The sequence below is a fragment of the Leisingera coralii genome, assembly GCF_049056525.1.
In the GTDB taxonomy this organism is placed as follows: Bacteria; Pseudomonadota; Alphaproteobacteria; order Rhodobacterales; family Rhodobacteraceae; genus Leisingera; species Leisingera coralii.
The window spans coordinates 16,019-33,849 of sequence record NZ_JBHUPT010000024.1; the positions used below are offsets into that span (position 1 = coordinate 16,019).

Annotated in this window: 17 protein-coding genes; 7 read left to right on the plus strand and 10 right to left on the minus strand. The window is 64.5% G+C overall.

Annotated elements, in window-relative coordinates:
* Positions 1 to 4 precede the first annotated feature (4 nt).
* The 6 genes from ACFMBG_RS09920 to ACFMBG_RS09945 form a co-directional block, all read right to left on the minus strand.
* Entirely contained in the window at positions 5 to 1,330 is a 1,326-nt protein-coding gene (locus tag ACFMBG_RS09920; protein ID WP_421054538.1) for a methyltransferase family protein, read from the minus strand.
* A gap of 190 nt (positions 1,331 to 1,520) precedes the next feature.
* On the minus strand, positions 1,521 to 1,745 hold the full coding sequence (locus tag ACFMBG_RS09925; RefSeq protein WP_421054539.1) for a hypothetical protein: 225 nt from the start codon (positions 1,743 to 1,745) through the stop codon (positions 1,521 to 1,523).
* Positions 1,746 to 2,228: a GNAT family N-acetyltransferase gene (locus ACFMBG_RS09930; protein ID WP_421054540.1), complete on the minus strand. Its 483-nt coding sequence runs from the start codon at positions 2,226 to 2,228 to the stop codon at positions 1,746 to 1,748.
* Positions 2,228 to 4,048, minus strand: a complete 1,821-nt coding sequence (locus ACFMBG_RS09935) for a M3 family oligoendopeptidase (RefSeq protein WP_421054541.1) — start codon at positions 4,046 to 4,048, stop codon at positions 2,228 to 2,230. Before ACFMBG_RS09935 ends, ACFMBG_RS09930 begins: the two co-directional genes overlap by 1 nt.
* Before the next feature lie 159 nt (positions 4,049 to 4,207).
* Positions 4,208 to 5,170, minus strand: a complete 963-nt coding sequence (locus tag ACFMBG_RS09940; RefSeq protein WP_421054542.1) for an alpha/beta fold hydrolase — start codon at positions 5,168 to 5,170, stop codon at positions 4,208 to 4,210.
* The gene (locus ACFMBG_RS09945) at positions 5,170 to 5,460 is read right to left on the minus strand and encodes an SCP2 sterol-binding domain-containing protein (protein WP_421054543.1); all 291 of its coding nucleotides are present in this window, start codon (positions 5,458 to 5,460) and stop codon (positions 5,170 to 5,172) included. Before ACFMBG_RS09945 ends, ACFMBG_RS09940 begins: the two co-directional genes overlap by 1 nt.
* A 100-nt stretch (positions 5,461 to 5,560) precedes the next feature.
* Here ACFMBG_RS09945 and ACFMBG_RS09950 point away from each other — a divergent pair, with 100 nt between their 5' ends.
* The 5 genes from ACFMBG_RS09950 (at position 5,561) to ACFMBG_RS09970 (ending at position 10,689) form a co-directional block, all read left to right on the plus strand.
* Positions 5,561 to 6,127: a tetratricopeptide repeat protein gene (locus ACFMBG_RS09950; protein WP_421054544.1), complete on the plus strand. Its 567-nt coding sequence runs from the start codon at positions 5,561 to 5,563 to the stop codon at positions 6,125 to 6,127.
* A 27-nt stretch (positions 6,128 to 6,154) separates the two neighbouring features.
* On the plus strand, positions 6,155 to 9,097 hold the full coding sequence (locus tag ACFMBG_RS09955; RefSeq protein WP_421054545.1) for a helicase-related protein: 2,943 nt from the start codon (positions 6,155 to 6,157) through the stop codon (positions 9,095 to 9,097).
* A gap of 7 nt (positions 9,098 to 9,104) precedes the next feature.
* A complete protein-coding gene (locus ACFMBG_RS09960) occupies positions 9,105 to 9,479 on the plus strand; it encodes an RNA-binding S4 domain-containing protein (protein ID WP_421054546.1) in 375 nt (124 codons plus the stop codon).
* 62 nt (positions 9,480 to 9,541) lie between these two features.
* On the plus strand, positions 9,542 to 9,880 hold the full coding sequence (gene fdxA / locus ACFMBG_RS09965) for a ferredoxin FdxA (RefSeq protein ID WP_019294695.1): 339 nt from the start codon (positions 9,542 to 9,544) through the stop codon (positions 9,878 to 9,880).
* A 299-nt stretch (positions 9,881 to 10,179) separates the two neighbouring features.
* On the plus strand, positions 10,180 to 10,689 hold the full coding sequence (locus ACFMBG_RS09970; RefSeq protein WP_027236940.1) for a CarD family transcriptional regulator: 510 nt from the start codon (positions 10,180 to 10,182) through the stop codon (positions 10,687 to 10,689).
* A gap of 68 nt (positions 10,690 to 10,757) precedes the next feature.
* On the opposite strand, the gene cobS is transcribed toward ACFMBG_RS09970, so the two are convergent.
* On the minus strand, positions 10,758 to 11,516 hold the full coding sequence (gene cobS / locus ACFMBG_RS09975; RefSeq protein ID WP_421054547.1) for an adenosylcobinamide-GDP ribazoletransferase: 759 nt from the start codon (positions 11,514 to 11,516) through the stop codon (positions 10,758 to 10,760).
* A gap of 101 nt (positions 11,517 to 11,617) precedes the next feature.
* Here cobS and cobT point away from each other — a divergent pair, with 101 nt between their 5' ends.
* The gene (gene cobT / locus ACFMBG_RS09980) at positions 11,618 to 12,634 is read left to right on the plus strand and encodes a nicotinate-nucleotide--dimethylbenzimidazole phosphoribosyltransferase (RefSeq protein WP_421054548.1); all 1,017 of its coding nucleotides are present in this window, start codon (positions 11,618 to 11,620) and stop codon (positions 12,632 to 12,634) included.
* 51 nt (positions 12,635 to 12,685) lie between these two features.
* On the opposite strand, the gene ACFMBG_RS09985 is transcribed toward cobT, so the two are convergent.
* The 3 genes from ACFMBG_RS09985 to ACFMBG_RS09995 all read right to left on the minus strand — a co-directional run bounded on the left by ACFMBG_RS09985 (position 12,686) and on the right by ACFMBG_RS09995 (position 16,420).
* A complete protein-coding gene (locus tag ACFMBG_RS09985) occupies positions 12,686 to 14,575 on the minus strand; it encodes a monovalent cation:proton antiporter-2 (CPA2) family protein (RefSeq protein ID WP_421054549.1) in 1,890 nt (629 codons plus the stop codon).
* Positions 14,576 to 14,677: 102 nt separating this feature from the next.
* The gene (locus ACFMBG_RS09990; RefSeq protein ID WP_421054550.1) at positions 14,678 to 15,898 is read right to left on the minus strand and encodes a PAS domain-containing protein; all 1,221 of its coding nucleotides are present in this window, start codon (positions 15,896 to 15,898) and stop codon (positions 14,678 to 14,680) included.
* 66 nt (positions 15,899 to 15,964) lie between these two features.
* Positions 15,965 to 16,420, minus strand: a complete 456-nt coding sequence (locus ACFMBG_RS09995; RefSeq protein ID WP_421054551.1) for an Lrp/AsnC family transcriptional regulator — start codon at positions 16,418 to 16,420, stop codon at positions 15,965 to 15,967.
* Between the two features lie 152 nt (positions 16,421 to 16,572).
* On the opposite strand from ACFMBG_RS09995, the gene hppD reads away from it, so the two are divergent.
* A complete protein-coding gene (gene hppD, locus ACFMBG_RS10000) occupies positions 16,573 to 17,673 on the plus strand; it encodes a 4-hydroxyphenylpyruvate dioxygenase (protein WP_421054552.1) in 1,101 nt (366 codons plus the stop codon).
* Positions 17,674 to 17,831 lie beyond the last annotated feature (158 nt).

Genomic DNA, 17,831 nt, shown 5'->3' on the forward strand with positions numbered 1-17,831 from the left:
CCGGTCAGGTCGGCTTGCCGTCCGGCACAGGGGCAGGAGCGGGTGCAAGGCCCTTGGGCGGGCAGTAGCGCAGCATGGGGATCAGGCGGCCCAGCCAGCGCAGCATGCCGTGCTGTTCGATCCACAGCGCATAGGCGACATAGGTTGGGTCCTCGGACAGGTGCTTTTCCTCGGCTTTGGCACGCAGGAAATAGATCCCGTTGATGCCCAGCAGCAGCAGGCAGTGGCGCAGTGCCTCGGCGGCGCCTTCAGTGGTGAAGAAGGGCACCGACAGCAGCCACCAGGAGATGTTCTTGAACAGATACGACGGGTGGCGGGTCCAGCGGTAGGGGCCGTTTGTGATGATGCCGCGGTGGGTCAGGTTGGAAAACCGGATGCCAAAGGAGGCATTGGCCCAGGCCCACAGCACCTTGGATGTGATGATGGCGGCGCCCCAAAGGAACACCCAGGCCCCCCAGCTGCCTCCGAACATGTCCAGCCAGCCGATGCCGTCATTGTACTCCAGATACTTGCGGCCGATGACGGAAAAGAACGGCACATACATCGCCAGGGTCACCACCCAGCCCCAGAACAGCGGGTTGCAGGAGCGGATGTGCGAATTGGTGAGCCGAAGGGTCAGAACATAGCCGATGCTGACAAAGGCCAGATCGACCCCCACCGCCAGCCGGCCGGTGTAGCTGACAAAGGCGGGAAAGCTCTCCACCGCCGCGGTCAGCGGGGTTTTCAGCAGATAGGCGGCATTACCGCTGAAATAGACAAACATCAGCGGCAGAAAGAACCCCTTGATCAGCCAGCCGAAGCCGTAGTCCAGCAATGCTGCCCGGTCGGCCAGGGCCAGGCGGCCCAGAAACAGATTGCCCGCGTGGAAATAGCCGTCCTCCGGCGTGTCCATCCAATGATCGGCGGCGATGAAGTAGGGAACCGCCAGAGCCAGCAGCACCGGCAGGCAGGTGCGGCAAGCCTCCCAGAACGGCGCGTAGAAAGAGCGGTGGTACTCCGGAAACAGCCAATAGGCCGCGGCGATCACGGCCAGGGTGCCCCAGAGGCCAATCAGCTTCACCAGGATCCGGGGCCAGTTGATGCGCTGCCATTGCAGCGCTGCCGGCTGCCCAAGCCCGGCTGCCTTGTGGCGGTACACCCGCAGCACCAGGATTTCATGCGCCATCATCGGCAGCGCGGTGGCCAGCATCGCAATAATCCCGGCCTCGACCCGTCCGGTGCCGGTGCCCTGCATCAGGGCCAAAGCGGCAAAGTAGCCTGCAAGGCCGAGCAGCATGGTGACCTGGCTGGTCGCTGAGGCTGGCGGGTCTGATCTGGGGCGTTCACTCATTCTGCTCGAACCGGATGCATTTGCCGTTGCCACATGATGCTAGCCCGCGCCCGCGCGGTTTCATCTTTTTACTGCGGACTGCCTGCTATTGCGTGCCGGAGGGCAGTCCATTGAAATGAGTGCGGGCAGGGGGGCGCCTGATCCTGTCAAAGCCGGTGCGGCCCGGCATTCCGCCTAGGGGTACGGGCTTTCACCGCCTTCTGCGCCGCAGCCAGCGGCGGATAAGCTTTATGTCCATGGCGGCGACCAGCACGCCAAGCGGGATCATCCAGAAGCCGAGGGCCGGCAGGAACCCGAATATCCCGCCCAAAATCAGCAGAATTCCCAGCAGCAGCCTCAGCCCGCGCGGCACATGAGCACGGACCCAGGCAAAGAAAGGACGGAAGCGCTCCCTGAGATTTCCTTTCCCGGTCACTTAGCGTCCTGCCGCCAGGGGCAGGCGCAGGATGTGCTGCGGGCCGGCGAGGCCGTGGGGGTAGATGCCGCCGGTATCGGCAAAGCCGCCCTTCAGGTAGCAGCGGACGGCGCCAGGGTTCTGCAGGTTGACCGTCAGCACCACCGCGCCGCGGTCCGGGTAATGGCTGGGCAGGTAGTCTTTCAGCGCTGCCACCGCCGCGGTGGCAAGGCCTTTACCCTGATCCTCCCGGCCGATCATAAAGGCGCGCAGGCCCGGCTCATCCGCTTGGGCAAACTCATAGGTCTCATGATACAGCCGGTCGATCTTGAAGAAGCCGACCGCGCGGGCATCGTCGAGGATGGCGTGAAAATCCACGCCCTCCTCATTCTCTTCAAACGCCTGCGCCACAGTTCCGGAAAAACGGATCTGATCCGGTTCCACCTGGATGCGGGAAACCAGATCAAATTCGTTGCGGGCCACCGGGTGCAAGGCGACCGGCATCAGTCTTCCATCACTTCCAGCTCGTCAATGAAGCCGGAAATCATGCTGAGGCCCTTGTCCCAGAACTTGGGGTCGGTGGCATCGAGGCCGAAGGGCGCCAGAAGCTCCTTGTGGTGCTTGGAGCCGCCTGCCTTGAGCATCTCGAAATACTTGTCCTCGAACCCTTCGCCGCCCTCGGAATAGACCGAGTAGAGCGCGTTCACCAGCCCGTCGCCAAAGGCATAGGCGTAAACGTAGAAGGGCGAATGCACAAAGTGCGGGATGTAGGCCCAAAAGGTCTCATAACCGTCCATGTACTCGAACGCTTCGCCCAGGCTTTCGGCCTGCACCGACATCCAGATGGCGTTGATGTCGTCCGGGGTCAGTTCGCCCTCGGTACGGGCGGCGTGCAGTTTGCATTCAAAATCATAAAAGGCGATCTGGCGCACGACCGTGTTGATCATGTCCTCGACCTTGCCCGCCAGCAGCACCTTGCGCTGCTCCTTGGTTTCGGCCTTGTCCAACATCTTGCGGAAGGTCAGCATCTCGCCGAACACCGACGCGGTTTCCGCCAGAGTCAGCGGGGTGGAGGACAGCATTTCGCCCTGTTCTGCGGCCAGCACCTGGTGCACGCCGTGGCCCAGCTCATGCGCCAGCGTCATCACGTCGCGCGGCTTGCCCAGATAGTTCAGCATCACATAGGGGTGGACGTTGGTGACAGTCGGGTGGGCAAAGGCGCCGGGCGCCTTGCCGGGCTTCACGCCGGCGTCGATCCAGCCGTCGGAGAAGAACGGCGCGGCGATTTCGCCCATGCGGGGATCGAAGGCTTTATAGGCCTCCATCACCGTCTTTTCAGCCTCGTCCCAGCTGATGGTGCGGGTGTCTTCCAGCGGCAAGGGCGCGTTGCGGTCCCAGACCTGCATGACGTCGAGGCCGAGCCATTTGCGCTTCAGCTCGTAATAGCGGTGGCTCAGCTTAGGGTAGGCGGCAACCACCGCCTCGCGCAGCGCCTCGACCACCTCAGGCTCCACGTCGTTGGAGAGGTGGCGCCCCATCTGTGCGCTGGGCATGCCGCGCCAGCGGTCGATGATTTCCTTTTCCTTGGCTTGCGTGTTGTGGACGCGGGCAAAGGTCTTGATGTTCTCGCCGAACACGCGGGCCAGTTCGCGGGCCGCAGCCTCGCGCTTGCTGCGGTCCTGTTCGGTCAGCAGGTTCAGGGTGCCTTCGATGTTCAGCTCTTCGCCGTTCACGGTGAAGGTGAGACCGGCGATGGTCTCGTCAAACAGCTTTTCCCAGCCGTCGCCAACGATGCCGAGGTCGTGCATGAATTTCTCCAGCTCATCGGACAACTGGTAGGGCTTCATCGCGCGGATGCGGCGGAAGACGCTCTCATAACGCCCCAGTTCCGCGTTGGCGGCCAGATGCGCGTCCATCACGCTGTCTTCGATCCGGTTCAGTTCCAGCGTGAAGAACACCAGCGGGGTGGTGGCGATGGTCACCTTCTCCTGGCAGTCCGACAGGAAGGCGGCGCGGTCCGCGTCGGTGGTCAGCTGGTAATAGCGCAGGCCCGCAAAGGACATGATCCGGCCGGCAATATTGTTGATCTTCTCGTTGCGCTGCACGCATTCCAGCAGCCCGTCTGCATCCAGCTCCGCCAGCTTGCCCTCGTAATCGGCGGCAAAGGCGGCGCATTCCTGCTGCAGCCAGTCCAGATCGCGGGCCAGTTCGGGGGCGTCCTCGGAGGTGTAGAGGTCGCTGAGGTCCCATTCCGGCAGGTTGCCGAGGCCGCCGGAGCCGGCTGTGGCGTTTGCGTCGCGGACGGGGAAGGGAAGCTGGAACATGGGGGCTCCTGTCATGAGAAATGCATTGCCCCAACATCTAAGCGGCGGCTTGCGGGATCACAAGCAGCGGGGCGCGGATCAGCGGGGGAGAATGGCAGAGGCGGGTAACGGCCGGGTAAAAGGGGCGTGCGTTGCACAGACAACGGGGGGCTGCGGGGGTCAGCCGCCGTACTGCTCGAACAGGCGGCACATGCGGGAAAACACATGGGCGCGGATTTCCGGGGTTTCCATCATCACCTCGTGCTGGCCGCCCTTGATCAGGTCCAGCTCGCCGCCGGGCCAGCGGTCCATGCGGTCGTGGATCGCTTGCGTGTTGACGATCTGCTCCTCCGAGCCGAGGAAAGTGATGCAGGGCAGGGCGGGGGAGGACTGCTGCGCCAGCCAGGCGCATTCCTCCAGGCTGACCCGCAGCCATTGGATGGTGGGGCCGCCAAGCGCCAGCTCGGGCTGCGCCGTCAGCTGGGCGTGCATCATCCGGTACATCTCCGGATCGGTGGTCAGCGTGTTGCCCTCAAACGGGGTGATCTGGACATATTGCTCCAGCGCGGTGGTCGGCAGCAGCCGCTCCTGCAGGCGCAGATAGGGGGCGACGCCGTTGAGGACGCGGACAATGGGGCGCATCAGCGGCGGAATCTGGATGCCCCACATCGGCCCGGTAAAGCAGCAGGCGTTGACGTCCAGCCCCTCGATCAGGGCGCGCAGGCCGATGGCGCCGCCCATGGAATGGCCGACCAGGAACCAGGGGCGGGGCAGCTCCAGCTGTTCCGCCAGCCCGGTGAGCGCCCGCACATCTGTCTGAAATTCGGTGAAATGACCGACATGGCCGAGGCGGCGTTCGGCCAGCATCCGCCCGGCCAGCCCCTGGCCGCGCCAGTCGACGGTAAGGGTGGCAAATCCGCGGGCGGCAAACTCCGCCGCGGTCAGCCCGTATTTCTCGATATACTCGGTGCGCCCGGGGAACAGCAGGACCGTGCCCTTCGCCGCCCCCTCGGGACGCCAATGGCCTGCACGGATGCGCAGGCCGTCAGATATGTGGACCCAATGGGCTGCACAGTCCGCAGGCCCCTGCGCGATCTCCGCAAACAGGGGCGCCGGCTGCGGCTCCACCGGGGCGCCGTCCATCAGGCGAGGGCCGAGGCCAGCTTCATCGCGGCACCCATGTCGCCGTCGATGGTCAGCTTGCCGGACATGAAGGCGGCGGTCGGGTTCAGTTCGCCCTCCAGGATCGACTGGAAAGTATCGGCATCCGCGGTCATGGTCACATCCGCCTCTTCGTCGCCGACACGGGCGCCGGCGCCGTCCAGCATGATGGCGCCCAGGTCTTCGATCTGGAACTTGGCGGTGGAATCGAATTCACCCGCGTCCAGCTTGCCGTTCAGGGCTTCTGCTGCCTGTTCAAGGGTAACGCTCATATCGGTCCTCAATCTGTTTGGCGCGCTTATAGCACAAACCTGTGAAGCATGTGCATCCAATACTGGAAAATGCAGCGCGCGGGATTACACTGGAGGCATCATGCGGACAAATTTCCCAAAGCTCAAAGCTATCGTGGCGGCAACGGCGGCCGCAGCCGCGCTGTCTCTGCCTGGCCAGGGGCTTGCGCAGGGCCTGTCGGCGGATGTGCTGCTGCAGGACCTCGCGATGGCCGAAGCATCGGAGGCTGCGGCAATTGACCGCGAGCTGCAGGCGCTGTGGGCCAAGAGCGGCTCGCCGTCGATGGATCTGCTGCTGCGGCGCGGCACCGATGCAATGGAGCGCGGCGATTTGCAGCAGGCGGCAGAGCATCTGACGGCGCTGACCGACCACGCGCCGGAGTTCGCCCGCGGCTGGTATGAGCGCGCGCGGGTGTATTTCGCGCTTGGCCTCTACGGGCCGTCGGTGGCCGACCTGGAGCGGGCGCTGGCCTTGAACCCTAAGGATTACAACGCCATCTATGCGCTGGGCGCGCTGTTCGAACAGTTCCGCGAGCCTGAGCGTGCCTATCAGGCCTACCAGCGCGCCAAGGCTATACATCCGCACCATGAGGAAGTAAGCAGCGCCCTCGAACGTCTGAAGCTCTCTGTCGAGGGCAGGGAACTCTAAGCCCTTTCGGGGGCGGGGGCTGAAGCAATGGCAAGCGCATCGCGGATCGTGGCCGTCCTGGGCCCGACCAACACCGGCAAAACCCATTACGCCATCGAACGCATGCTCGGCTACCGCACCGGGGTGATGGGATTCCCGCTGCGCCTGCTGGCGCGCGAGGTCTATGACAAGGTGGTTGCCGCCCGCGGGCCCTCGGTGGTGGCGCTGGTCACCGGCGAGGAGCGGATCGTGCCGCCGCGGGCGCAGTACTGGATCTGCACGGTGGAGGCGATGCCCGAGGGTATGGGCTGCGACTTCCTGGCGGTGGATGAGATCCAGCTCTGCGCTGACCCGGAGCGCGGCCATGTCTTCACCGACCGGCTGCTGCGCGCCCGCGGCACGCTGGAGACGCTGTTCCTGGGCGCCGACACCATGCGCGGGCCGATTTCGGCACTGGTTCCCGGTGTAGAGTTTGTCCGCCGCGAACGGATGTCCGATCTGGTCTATGCGGGTTCGAAAAAGATAAGCCGAATGCCGCCTCGCACCGCAATCGTCGGGTTCTCGGTTGATAATGTCTATGCGATCGCCGAGCTGATCCGACGCCAGAAGGGCGGTGCGGCAGTGGTGATGGGGGCGCTCAGCCCGCGAACCCGCAACGCGCAGGTGGCGCTCTACCAGAATGGCGAGGTCGACTATCTGGTTGCCACCGATGCCATCGGCATGGGGCTCAACCTCGATATCGACCATGTGGCGTTTTCCTCCACTACCAAGTTCGACGGCCGCCGGATGCGCCCGCTGGCGCCCAATGAGCTGGCGCAGATCGCAGGCCGCGCGGGCCGCGGCATGAGCCACGGCACCTTCGGCGTCACCGGCGATGCCCGGCCGCTGGACGAGGGCACCGCCTCGGCGATCATGAACCACCAGTTCACGCCGCTGAAGAAACTGAACTGGCGCTCTGCCGACCTGCAGTTCGGCACCGTCGAGGCGCTGATCAACTCGCTCGAATCAAGCCCCTCGAATGAGCACCTGACCAAGGCGCGCGAGGCCGACGATCTGGGCGCGCTGAAAATGCTGTCGCGGGAATCCGCCATCATTGCCCGCACCACCAATGCGCAATCGGTGAAATTGTTGTGGGATGTTTGCCGTATTCCCGACTTTCGCGGCATCAGCCATGCGGAACATTCTTCGCTTCTGGGCGTTATTTTTGAGCATCTGCATGGCGGCGGCGTGGTGCCGGACGACTGGATGGCTCGCCAGATCAAGCGGATTGACCGGACCGACGGCAACATCGATACCCTGTCCAAACGTCTGGCATTTATCCGGACGTGGACATATGTCGCGCAGCGGAATGGCTGGCTGCGTGACGAAAGCCATTGGCGCGGGGAGACGCGCGCTGTAGAAGACAGGTTGTCAGACGCGCTGCACGAGCGCTTGACTCAGCGATTTGTGGACCGGCGCACATCCGTGCTTCTGCGCCGGCTCAAACAGAAGGAGGCCCTTTTGGCCGAAGTGAATGACAAGGGTGAAGTGACGGTCGAAGGCGAATTCGTCGGCCGTCTGGAAGGGTTCCGGTTCAGCCCGGACAAAGGTGCACAGGGTGCCGAGGCAAAAGCCTTGAAAGCGGCCTCGCTGCAGGCTTTGGCGCCGCAATTCCATCTGCGTGCGGACCGGTTCTACAACGCGCCCGATACCGAGATCGATTTTACCGAGCAAGGCGGCCTGATGTGGGGCGGCGATGCGGTGGGCAAGCTGGTGGCCGGCGCGGACGCGCTGAGCCCGCAGATCGAGGTGTTCGTCGATGACGCCGCCGGGCCGGATGTGGCCCAGAAGGTGGAGCGCCGCCTGCTGCATTTCATCACCCGCAAGATCAACGCGCTGTTCGAGCCGCTACTGAACCTGCAGAAGGACGAAGAGCTGACCGGCCTGGCGCGCGGTTTTGCCTTCCGCATGGTCGAAAACCTCGGCGTGCTGCCGCGTGCAGGCGTTGCGCAGGAGGTCAAGGAGCTGGATCAGGACGCCCGCGGCGCGCTGCGCAAGCATGGCATCCGGTTCGGCCAGTTCACCATCTTCATGCCGCTGCTGCTGAAGCCCGCGCCGACCCGTCTGCGCCTGGTGCTGTGGTCGCTGGCCAACGGTCTGCAGGACTTCCCCGAGGCGCCGCCCCCGGGCCTGGTCACCGTGCCGTCGATCAAGGACGCGCCCGAGGGCTATGACACCATGTGCGGCTACCGTGCCGCCGGCGAGCGGATGATCCGCATCGACATGCTGGAGCGCCTGGCCGATATGCTGCGCGCCGAAGACAGCCGCGGCGGCTTTGAAGCCAAGGCCGACATGCTGTCGATCACCGGCATGACGCTGGAGCAGTTCGCCGACCTGATGCAGGGCCTGGGCTACAAGGCCGAGAAGGGCGAGCGCCAGAAGGTCAAGCCGGTGGATGCCGTTGTCACCGAAACCGGCACCCCGTCCGAAGACAAGCCGGTGATGGATGCCGCTGCAGAGGTAGAGAACACGCCCGCTGCCGCACCGGCCGGGGACGGCGAAGCCGCACCTGCAGACGTGCCCGCAGGCACCGAAGCGATTGAGGATGCAGGTGTTGCTCCAATCGGCGAAGAGCCGGCCGAGCCGGCGGCAGAGGCGCCGGTTGCGGAAACCGCTTCGGATGAAACCCCGGTTGGCGAAGCTGCCGATGCCGCGGTGGACGAACCCGAAATGGAGGTCTTCTATACCTTCACCTGGGGCGGCAACCGGGGCGGACGCCAGGGCGGCCAGCGCCAGCAGAGCCGCCGTCCGCAGGGCGAGGGCAAACCCGGCGGCAAGGGCAAGCCCCGCGGCGGCGAGGGCGGAGGCCGCGGCAAGCCGGGCCGCAAGGGCGGTCCGCGCCAGGACAAGGGCGCCAAGACCTATTCCTCGCGTCCCGCCAAGAAGGAAAAGCAGATCGACCCGGACAACCCCTTTGCCGCTGCGCTGATGGGGCTGAAACAGGGCGACTGACCCGGCCATGACCGGGGACGCGCCCAAGATCCGCATCGACAAGTGGCTGTGGTATGCACGGTTCTTCAAGACCCGCAGCCTGGCTGCCAAACAGGTCGGTGCGGGCCATGTGCGCGTCAATGGCGACAAGGCATTGAAACCGGCTCAGAACGTCTCCCCCGGGGACGTTCTGACCTTCGCCCAGGGCAAGGTGATCCGCGTTGTCCGCATCGAGGCCATCGGCGCGCGCCGCGGCCCGGCGCCGGAAGCGCAGGCGCTGTATTTCGACATGACGGAAAAGCAGGAAAAAATTCCGGCCAATCCCAAGTTCGAAGGAAAAGGCCGTCCGGACAAAAAAGCCCGCAGGGCGCTTGATCTTACTCGCAAGCAGGATACCCTTTGACGGCTTGAAGCCTTGGCCGGTCTGGATTAGCTAGGCGCAAACGGATAACGGGACTCGGTACTATGACCTATGTCGTGACGGAAAACTGCATCGCCTGCAAATACACCGACTGTGTCGAAGTGTGCCCGGTGGACTGCTTCTATGAGGGCGAGAACACCCTGGTGATCCACCCCGACGAATGCATCGACTGCGGCGTCTGCGAGCCGGAATGCCCGGCGGATGCAATCCGCCCGGACACCGAGCCGGACATGGACAAATGGGTTGAATTCAACCGCAAATATGCCGAGCTGTGGCCGGTGATCGTCTCCAAGAAGGATCCGATGCCGGGTTATGAGGAGCGCGACGGCGAAGAGGGCAAGATGGAGAAGTATTTCTCCGAAGCGCCCGGCGAAGGCGGCTGATTCTCCGCCTCACGCGGCGGTGCCGCATTTGTGCGGAAAACCGCCGTATTGCATTGGGAATAAACGCTACCAGACCAGCAGGCCGCCTTCCGGGCGGCCCCTTTTTATGATATACTCCGCCCACAAAAGACATAAACAATCGGAGTCCGCCCCCGGCGCACGCCTGAAGCGGTGCGCACTTTGGGCGGTATTTCTGCGGAGAAAATGTCCCGGGGACTGGTCAAGATGAACTGGCCGGAACCGGGCGCTTTTTCGCGAAAATGCCGGTGCCGCCCGGCTGTGAGTGAGGAAAAACCTGTATGACCAAGTCGAAGAAGCTCGAATTCCGCCCCAATGATTACGTGGTTTACCCGGCGCATGGCGTTGGCCAGATCATCTCGATCGAGGAGCAGGAAGTGGCCGGCTTTGCGCTGGAGCTTTTCGTGATCACCTTTGAAAAGGACAAGATGACCCTGCGGGTGCCGACCAACAAGGCGACCGAAGTGGGGATGCGTTCGCTGAGCTCGCCGGATGTGATCGAGCAGGCGATGAAGACGCTCAAGGGCAAGGCCAAGGTGAAGCGCGCCATGTGGTCGCGCCGTGCCCAGGAGTATGAGCAGAAGATCAACTCCGGCGACCTGATCTCGATCGCCGAAGTGGTCCGCGACCTGCACCGCACCGACGACCAGCGCGAGCAGAGCTACTCCGAGCGCCAGCTGTATGAAGCCGCGCTGGAGCGTCTGACCCGCGAAGTGGCTGCTGTCTCCGGCAATGATGAGATTGCTGCTGCCAAGCAGGTGGATGAGGTGCTGACCTCCCGCGCTGCCTGATCCGGCGGATCACGGAAATCAGGGGCCGTGCCTGCGAGGGCGCGGCCCTTTTTCATGCCCGGGCCGGCTCAGCTGCAGATGGCGAGCAGGGTGAGAAGCCCTGCGATCTCCGCCACTTGCTGCGAAGCGCCGAGGATGTCGCCGGTCTGGCCGCCGATCTTGGCCTTGGCAAGCGCGCCCAGGCCCAGGGCGGCTGCGCCCATTGCAAGCGCGGCTCCAATGGCTGCCGGTCCAATCAGCGGCAAGGACAGTAGAACTGCCAGCCCTGCCGCCAGCCCGCAGGGCAGGGCGCGGGGCCGGCCCACGGTCTGCGACAGCCCGGCGGAGCGCGCGTTGGGCAGTGCCGCCATCAGTGCGGGCATCACCGCCCGGCTCATCATCGCCAGCGCCAGCAGCGGCCAGGGGCCGGCAATCTGCAGCAAGGCCGCCAAGGCGGACCAGCGCAGGCCGAACCCCAGGATCAGCGCGATTACCCCATAGGCGCCGATGCGGCTGTCCTTCATGATCTCCAGCCGCCGTTCGCGTCTGAAGCCGCCCCATAACCCGTCGGCGCTATCGGCCAGCCCGTCCTCGTGCATGGCGCCGGTCAGCATCACCTGGACTGCCAGCGCCAGACCCGCGGCCACCGTGGCAGGCAGGCCCGCCGCCAGCGCCAGCGCGGCCAGCAGCGCCGCGGGCAGGGCAACCGCCAGCCCGGCCAGCGGAAACGCCCAGACCGCCTTGGCCTGGCGCTGGAACGCCGCGGCGGGCAGATGCGGCAGCGGCAGCCGGGTCAGCAGCACCAGCGCCAGCAAGGCGTCTTTTGCCTGGATGTCGTTTTTTCGCATTTACGGGCCTATTGCGGGGCTTGCGGCACTGCCGCCAGCGGTTAAACAGATTGCCAACCGCTTTATCCGCGTCACCCGCTCAGATGCAACGAGGCTTTCACATGCTGCCACAGCTTTCCTCCCTTGATGATTTCCGCGCCGCACTGGCCGCTGCGCCGGCCCAGGACCAGTCCGCCCTGCAGGGGGCGGCCGCGCGCAACAGCCAGCTGACCAAACCGCCGGGCGCGCTGGGGCGGCTGGAGGATCTGGCGGTCTGGTACGGCGGCTGGCGCGGCAGCGACCGGCCTGAAATCGCCGCACCGCAGGTGATCGTCTTTGCCGGCAATCACGGGGTGACGGCTCAGGGGGTTTCGGCCTTCCCGCCGGAGGTCACCGCCCAGATGGTGATCAACTTCGAACACGGCGGCGCCGCGATCAACCAGCTGGCCAAACTGGCAGGTGCGCGCATGGATGTGCTCGCCCTGGAGCTGGACCGCCCGACCGGTGATTTCACCCAAGGCGCAGCGATGAGCAGCGATGAGCTGCTGGCGGCGCTGCAGGCCGGCTGGGGTGCCGTCGATCCCAGCGCTGACCTGCTGGTGGTCGGCGAGATGGGCATCGGCAACACCACCCCGGCAGCGGCCCTGGCCTGCGCACTGTTCGGCGGCGAGGCGGCAGACTGGACCGGCCGCGGCACCGGCGTGGATGATGCAGGCCTTGCCAACAAGACCCGGGTGGTGGCCGAAGGCGTGGCACTGCACAAAGACGCCATCCGGGACGGGCTGGATGCGCTGGCCTGCCTTGGCGGGCGCGAGATTGCCGCCATGGCCGGCGCCATTGCCGCGGCCCGGGTGCTGCGTATTCCGGTGATCCTGGACGGGTTCATCTGCTGCGCCGCTGCCGCCTGCCTGCTGCAGACCGCAGACGGGGCGCTGGACCACACGCTGGCAGGCCACCAGAGCGCCGAGGGCGCCCATCCGGTGCTGCTGGAGAAACTGGGTAAGCAGCCGCTGCTGTCGCTGGGCCTGCGGCTGGGCGAGGCTTCCGGTGCGGCGCTGGCGATCCAGGTGCTGAAAGGCGCGATTGCCTGCCACAGCGGCATGGCGACCTTTACCGAGGCGGGGGTTACAGACGGCTGACCGCACCTCTGGCCCCGAAATAACAAAGCCCCGGCCTGTGCCGGGGCTTTTTCATTCTGCCGCCTCGGAGGATTTCTTCCGCTTGCGCTCCGCCATTTCGAAAATCGCGCTTTCGATGGCTTTTTCCAGCTCCCGCGCCCGTTCGATATAGGCGGGGTTCTGGCTGGCCGGGGTACCGGGGATCCAGTGCTCGGCCAGGTCGCGCAGGTTCTGGCGGTCGTGATTGTAGAAAGTCTGCGCCGCCTGTGCCGCCTCGTATTCGCTGAGGCCGACGTTTTCCAGCACGTAGCGGCCCGCCCGCACCGAGCTGTCGAACAGCTCGCGCACGATGTCGTCGGCGCCGGCCTGGTACAGCTCATAAACGTGGTTGCGGTCCTTGGCGCGGGCAATGATGTGCAGGTCCGGATAGGCGCGGCGCACATGAGACACCATCTTGACCACTCCTTCGGGGTCGTCCAGCGCCACCACAAAGACCTTGGCCTTGGCGATCCCGGCCGCCTTCAGAAGCTCCGGCCGGGTCGGGTCGCCGAGGAAGCTCTTGACCCCGAAGCGGCGCATCAGCTGCACCGCTTCCATATCGTGGTCCAGCACCACGGTCTTGAAGCCGCTGGCCTGCACCAGCCGGTTGACGATCTGGCCGAAGCGGCCAATGCCCGCGATGATGACCGGGCCTTCCTCGTCGATCTCGTCCGGCTCGTGCTCCTGGCGGGCGTCGGCCATCCGCTTGGACAGGAAATCATAAAGGATGAACAGCAGCGGCGTGATCAGCATCGACAGGGCAATCACCAGCAGCAGCTTTTCCGACAGCGCCGCCGGAATGACGTTCAGCTGGCGCGAGAAGGCGAGCAGCACAAAGCCGAATTCCCCGGCCTGGGCCAGGCTGAGGGTGAACAGCCACAGCCCGCGGCGGCGCAGGCCAAAGGCGCGGCCGACCGCAAACAGCACCGCCCCCTTGGCAAAGATCACCAGCGCCGCCAGGCCGATCAGGTCGCCGGGATCAGCCAGGAACTGGCGGTAGTTGATGCCCGCGCCGACGGTGATGAAGAACAGCCCCAGCAACAGCCCCTTGAAGGGGTTGAGGTCGCTTTCCAGCTCATGCCGGAATTCCGAGTTGGCCAGAACCACACCCGCCAAGAAGGCGCCGAGTGCAGGCGACAGGCCGACCAGCGTCATCAGGAAGGAGATGCCGACCACGATCATCAGCGCCAGTGCGGTGTACATCTCGCGCAGGTTGGAAGCGTGGATGAAGCGGAACAGCGGCCGGGTCAGGTAGATGCCTGCCAGGATGATGAAGGCGATGGCGGCCAGGGTGACCAGCGCCACCGCCCAGCCGGGCAGCCCGTCGACCAGCGACAGCGATCCGTGGCCCGCGCCGTGGCCATCGCCGTCGAGGCTGATGGAGCCATCGCTGGCAAACTGGGGGATCGCATAAGAGCCGAGCAGCGGCAGGAAGGCCAGGATCGGGATCACCGCGATGTCCTGGGTCAGCAGCACCGAAAAAGCCGAGCGGCCGCCGCCGGTCCGCATCAGGCCCTTTTCCGACAGGGTTTGCAGCACGATTGCGGTGGAGGAGAGCGACAGCGCCAGGCCGATGGCCAGGCTGACATGCCAGGGCTGGCCCATCGCCATCGCCGCGCCCATCAGGGCAAGGGTGGACAATGAAATCTGCATGCCGCCTAGCCCCAGCAGCTTGTGGCGCATTGCCCACAGCGTGCGCGGCTCCAGCTCCAGCCCGATCAGGAACAGCATCATGACCACGCCGAATTCGGCAAAATGGCGCAGATCCTCGGTTTCGGTGCCGGTCAGGCCCAGCACCGGGCCAATGGCAATGCCCGCCGCCAGATAGCCGAGCACCGACCCAAGGCCGAGACGTGCGGCCAGCGGCACCGCGATGACAGCGGCCGCCAGATAAACGGTTGCCTGGTAAAAAAACTCTTCCATACAGAAGGTATCGCAAGCGCGCCGGTACCTTGGCAATGGCTTTGCCGGCTGCGGCGCGCTGTTACGGCAAATCAGCGCCTGCCGGGGGCAGGCGCAGCGGAATTATTGTTCGAGCAGGCGGATTTCTTCGCTGAGCTTGCCGATCCGGTCCAGCCTTCGCGAGATCCGCTCCTGGAAGCCGCCGAGCTGGTCGATGATATCGGCCAGGGTTTCGCCGGAATCGGTCAGCCGGGCGCTTTCGATCTTGAGCAGCACCCGGGTCGAGCTGAGGCCGAGGAAATGCCGGTGCATGATCTGGCAGGCGCTGGTGATGCGTTCGGCCTCCTGGTCGACTTCCTTCATGCCGTCCTGGGCGCGCTTGACCTGGTCCTTTACCAGGTCGCCGAGGATCTGGCGTTCGGATTCCATGTCGGCGCTGCCCAGGTCGCGGCGTTCCTCTTGCAGCTGGTTGTCGCATTCGATCAGGATCCGCGCCATGCCCTCGACAAACAGGCTGTCGTTCACGGAGGATTTGATCTTGGCGAAATTGCTGTTCTTGCCCATCACATGCGCGGCGAACCAGTCCGACATTTCCCGCGACATCGAGCCGTAGTTCTGCGACAGCACGGTGACCGGCCCGCCCGAAGGCTCGATCCGAGAGGCCAGCACCCGCAGGTTATGCGGGATCGTGTGCATGGCGTCGAAATCGGCGATCAGCCCCTCGGTCTCCTCCACCAGGGTTTCGGCGTTGCGCAGCATGCCGGTCAGCTCCCGGATGCGCGCATGCGGCTGGTTGCCCAGGCCGGTGTCGCGCGCAATCAGCTCCTGGCTCAGCGCGTGGGCGGCAAACTGGTGGTAGTCCTCGTAGCCGTGGCTGCCCAGCCAGTCGAGCAGGTACTGAGCGCTTTCCTCCGGCTTGACGCCCTGCTCCTTCTCGCGCTTGAGCATCCGGGTATAGAAGGCGCGCACCTCGTCGAACAGCTTGCTGCTGGGCTTGATCCGGGCGGAGAGATAGCCGTCCTGGCAGGGGACCACCACGGCGAACACCCAGTAGTACAGCCCGTCCTTGGACTTGTTCTTGACATAGGCGCCCATGCATTCGCCGCGTTTGAGCGTGTCCCAGAACAGCGAAAACACGCCCTTGGGCATGTCCGGGTGGCGGATCACCTTGTGCGGCGCGCCGATCAGCTCTTCCCAGGGGTAGGCGCCGACGCGGCGGAACACGTAGTTGCCCGCCTGGATCACGCCGCGGCTGTCAGTCCTGGAAAAGAACACTTCATTGAGGCCAAAGGGTGCCTCGCCGCTCGTCGGGCGCGTTTCAACACGGCGGTCAACAAAAGACACGGAAATTTCCACTTCTGATTTCGGATTTCATTCCCGCCTGTCTACGTTGAAATCCTTCCCGGTTGGTTAAGTCGGCAGCGGCGCATCGCGTTTTAATTGTGCCATTACGATCTGGCTCTGGACCCGGGACACGCCGGGATGCGGCAGCAGAATCTCGTGAATCAGCGTGTTCAGCGCCTGCAGGTCGGCACAGTAGACGCGCAGCAGGTAATCCGCCTCTCCGGTCATCGTCCAGGCCGAGGTGATCTGCGGCTGGCTGGCCACCAACCGGGCGAATCCCTTGGACTGTTCGGGGCCGTGGCTGCCCAGGTGCACCTGCACGAAGCCCTGTACCGCCAGCCCCAGCTTCGCCGGGTTGAGCCGGGCCGAATAGCCCTCGATATAGCCTTCCGCCTCCAGCCGCTGGCGCCGCCGCCCGGCTTGGCTGGGCGACAGGTTCAGCAATTCGCCCTGCTGCTGCGCGGTCAGATGCGCGTCCTTCTGCAATGCTGCGAGCAGTTTCGTATCCGTCGGGTCGAGCATGCGTGAATTCTCCGCGTTTTCGTCACTTTCCGTGAAAATGCCGCGCATATCAACCAGTGCGCGCGAAACTATGCGGAAAACCTGTATCGGAAAAGCGGTATTCTTAGGACAAGATTTGATCCTGTCCCCACACCAGATGAAGGAGACGCGCAATGGGCCCGTTCCCGCATAACGCCCCGAAATCCGAGATCACGCCGGAGAACCCGGCTGGCACCGATGGCTTTGAATTCGTTGAATTTGCCAGCCCCGAACCGCAGGAACTGCGGGACCTGTTCACCCAGATGGGTTATGAGCTGGTCGGCCGCCACAAGCAGAAGCCCGGCGTCGAGCTGTGGCAGCAGGGCGACATCACCTACATCCTGAACGCCGAGGCCGGCAGCTTTGCCGAGAAATTCGTCGCAGAGCATGGCCCTTGCGCCCCGTCGATGGGCTGGCGCGTGGCGGATGCGCAGAAGGCGTTCGAGCATGCCGTCGCCAAGGGCGCCGAAGCCTACGAAGGCGACGACAAGACCATGGACGTGCCCGCGATCAAGGGCATCGGCGGCTCGCTGATCTACTTCATCGACCAGTATTACGACACCTCGCCCTACAACGAGGAATTCGAGTGGCTGAAGCAGTCCAAGCCGCGCGGCGTCGGCTTCTACTACCTCGATCACCTGACCCACAATGTCTACAAGGGCAACATGGACAAGTGGTTCAAGTTCTACGGGGAGCTGTTCAACTTCAAGGAGATCCGTTTCTTTGACATTGAAGGTAAATACACCGGCCTGCTGAGCCGCGCGCTGACCTCGCCCTGCGGCCGCATCCGCATCCCGATCAACGAGGACCGCGGCGAGACCGGCCAGATCGTCTCCTACCTGAAGAAGTACAAGGGCGAGGGCATCCAGCACATCGCCGTCGGCACCGAGAACATCTATGACTCGACCGACGAGATCTCGGAGCGCGGCATCAAGTTCATGCCGGCGCCCCCGGAGACCTATTACGACCTGAGCCACGACCGGGTGCAGGGCCACGAAGAGCCGCTGGACCGGATGAAGAAGCACGGCATCCTGATCGACGGCGAAGGCGTGGTCGACGGCGGCGAAACCAAGATCCTGCTGCAGATCTTCTCGAAGACCGTGATCGGGCCGATCTTCTTCGAGTTCATCCAGCGCAAGGGCGACGACGGCTTTGGCGAAGGCAACTTCAAGGCGCTGTTTGAATCGATCGAGCGCGAGCAGATCGAAAACGGCGAGATCCAGGCCGCCGAGTAACGGCTGGTAAATGAGAGACCTGGCCGGGTCCGCACTGCGGGCCCGGCCTTTTTCATGTCCGGACCCGGCGTCGGGGTATAAATCAGCCCTATCAGCCCAAGCGGAAAAGCCGGGCCGCCAGCAGGGAGCCGTGGCGGTTACGGCTTGCTGATCCGGGG

What these genes read in the sequence shown, in the direction of transcription:
- ACFMBG_RS09970 (WP_027236940.1), top strand. Translation starts at nt 10,180, where the DNA reads ATGACCAAGTCGAAGAAGCTCGAATTCCGCCCCAATGATTACGTGGTT.
- ACFMBG_RS09955 (WP_421054545.1), top strand. Translation starts at nt 6,155, where the DNA reads ATGGCAAGCGCATCGCGGATCGTGGCCGTCCTGGGCCCGACCAACACC.
- ACFMBG_RS09960 (WP_421054546.1), top strand. Translation starts at nt 9,105, where the DNA reads ATGACCGGGGACGCGCCCAAGATCCGCATCGACAAGTGGCTGTGGTAT.
- cobT (WP_421054548.1), top strand. Translation starts at nt 11,618, where the DNA reads ATGCTGCCACAGCTTTCCTCCCTTGATGATTTCCGCGCCGCACTGGCC.
- ACFMBG_RS09920 (WP_421054538.1), bottom strand. Translation starts at nt 1,330, where the DNA reads ATGAGTGAACGCCCCAGATCAGACCCGCCAGCCTCAGCGACCAGCCAG.
- ACFMBG_RS09985 (WP_421054549.1), bottom strand. Translation starts at nt 14,575, where the DNA reads ATGGAAGAGTTTTTTTACCAGGCAACCGTTTATCTGGCGGCCGCTGTC.
- ACFMBG_RS09950 (WP_421054544.1), top strand. Translation starts at nt 5,561, where the DNA reads ATGCGGACAAATTTCCCAAAGCTCAAAGCTATCGTGGCGGCAACGGCG.
- ACFMBG_RS09940 (WP_421054542.1), bottom strand. Translation starts at nt 5,170, where the DNA reads ATGGACGGCGCCCCGGTGGAGCCGCAGCCGGCGCCCCTGTTTGCGGAG.
- ACFMBG_RS09930 (WP_421054540.1), bottom strand. Translation starts at nt 2,228, where the DNA reads ATGCCGGTCGCCTTGCACCCGGTGGCCCGCAACGAATTTGATCTGGTT.
- cobS (WP_421054547.1), bottom strand. Translation starts at nt 11,516, where the DNA reads ATGCGAAAAAACGACATCCAGGCAAAAGACGCCTTGCTGGCGCTGGTG.
- ACFMBG_RS09935 (WP_421054541.1), bottom strand. Translation starts at nt 4,048, where the DNA reads ATGTTCCAGCTTCCCTTCCCCGTCCGCGACGCAAACGCCACAGCCGGC.
- ACFMBG_RS09945 (WP_421054543.1), bottom strand. Translation starts at nt 5,460, where the DNA reads ATGAGCGTTACCCTTGAACAGGCAGCAGAAGCCCTGAACGGCAAGCTG.
- fdxA (WP_019294695.1), top strand. Translation starts at nt 9,542, where the DNA reads ATGACCTATGTCGTGACGGAAAACTGCATCGCCTGCAAATACACCGAC.
- hppD (WP_421054552.1), top strand. Translation starts at nt 16,573, where the DNA reads ATGGGCCCGTTCCCGCATAACGCCCCGAAATCCGAGATCACGCCGGAG.
- ACFMBG_RS09995 (WP_421054551.1), bottom strand. Translation starts at nt 16,420, where the DNA reads ATGCTCGACCCGACGGATACGAAACTGCTCGCAGCATTGCAGAAGGAC.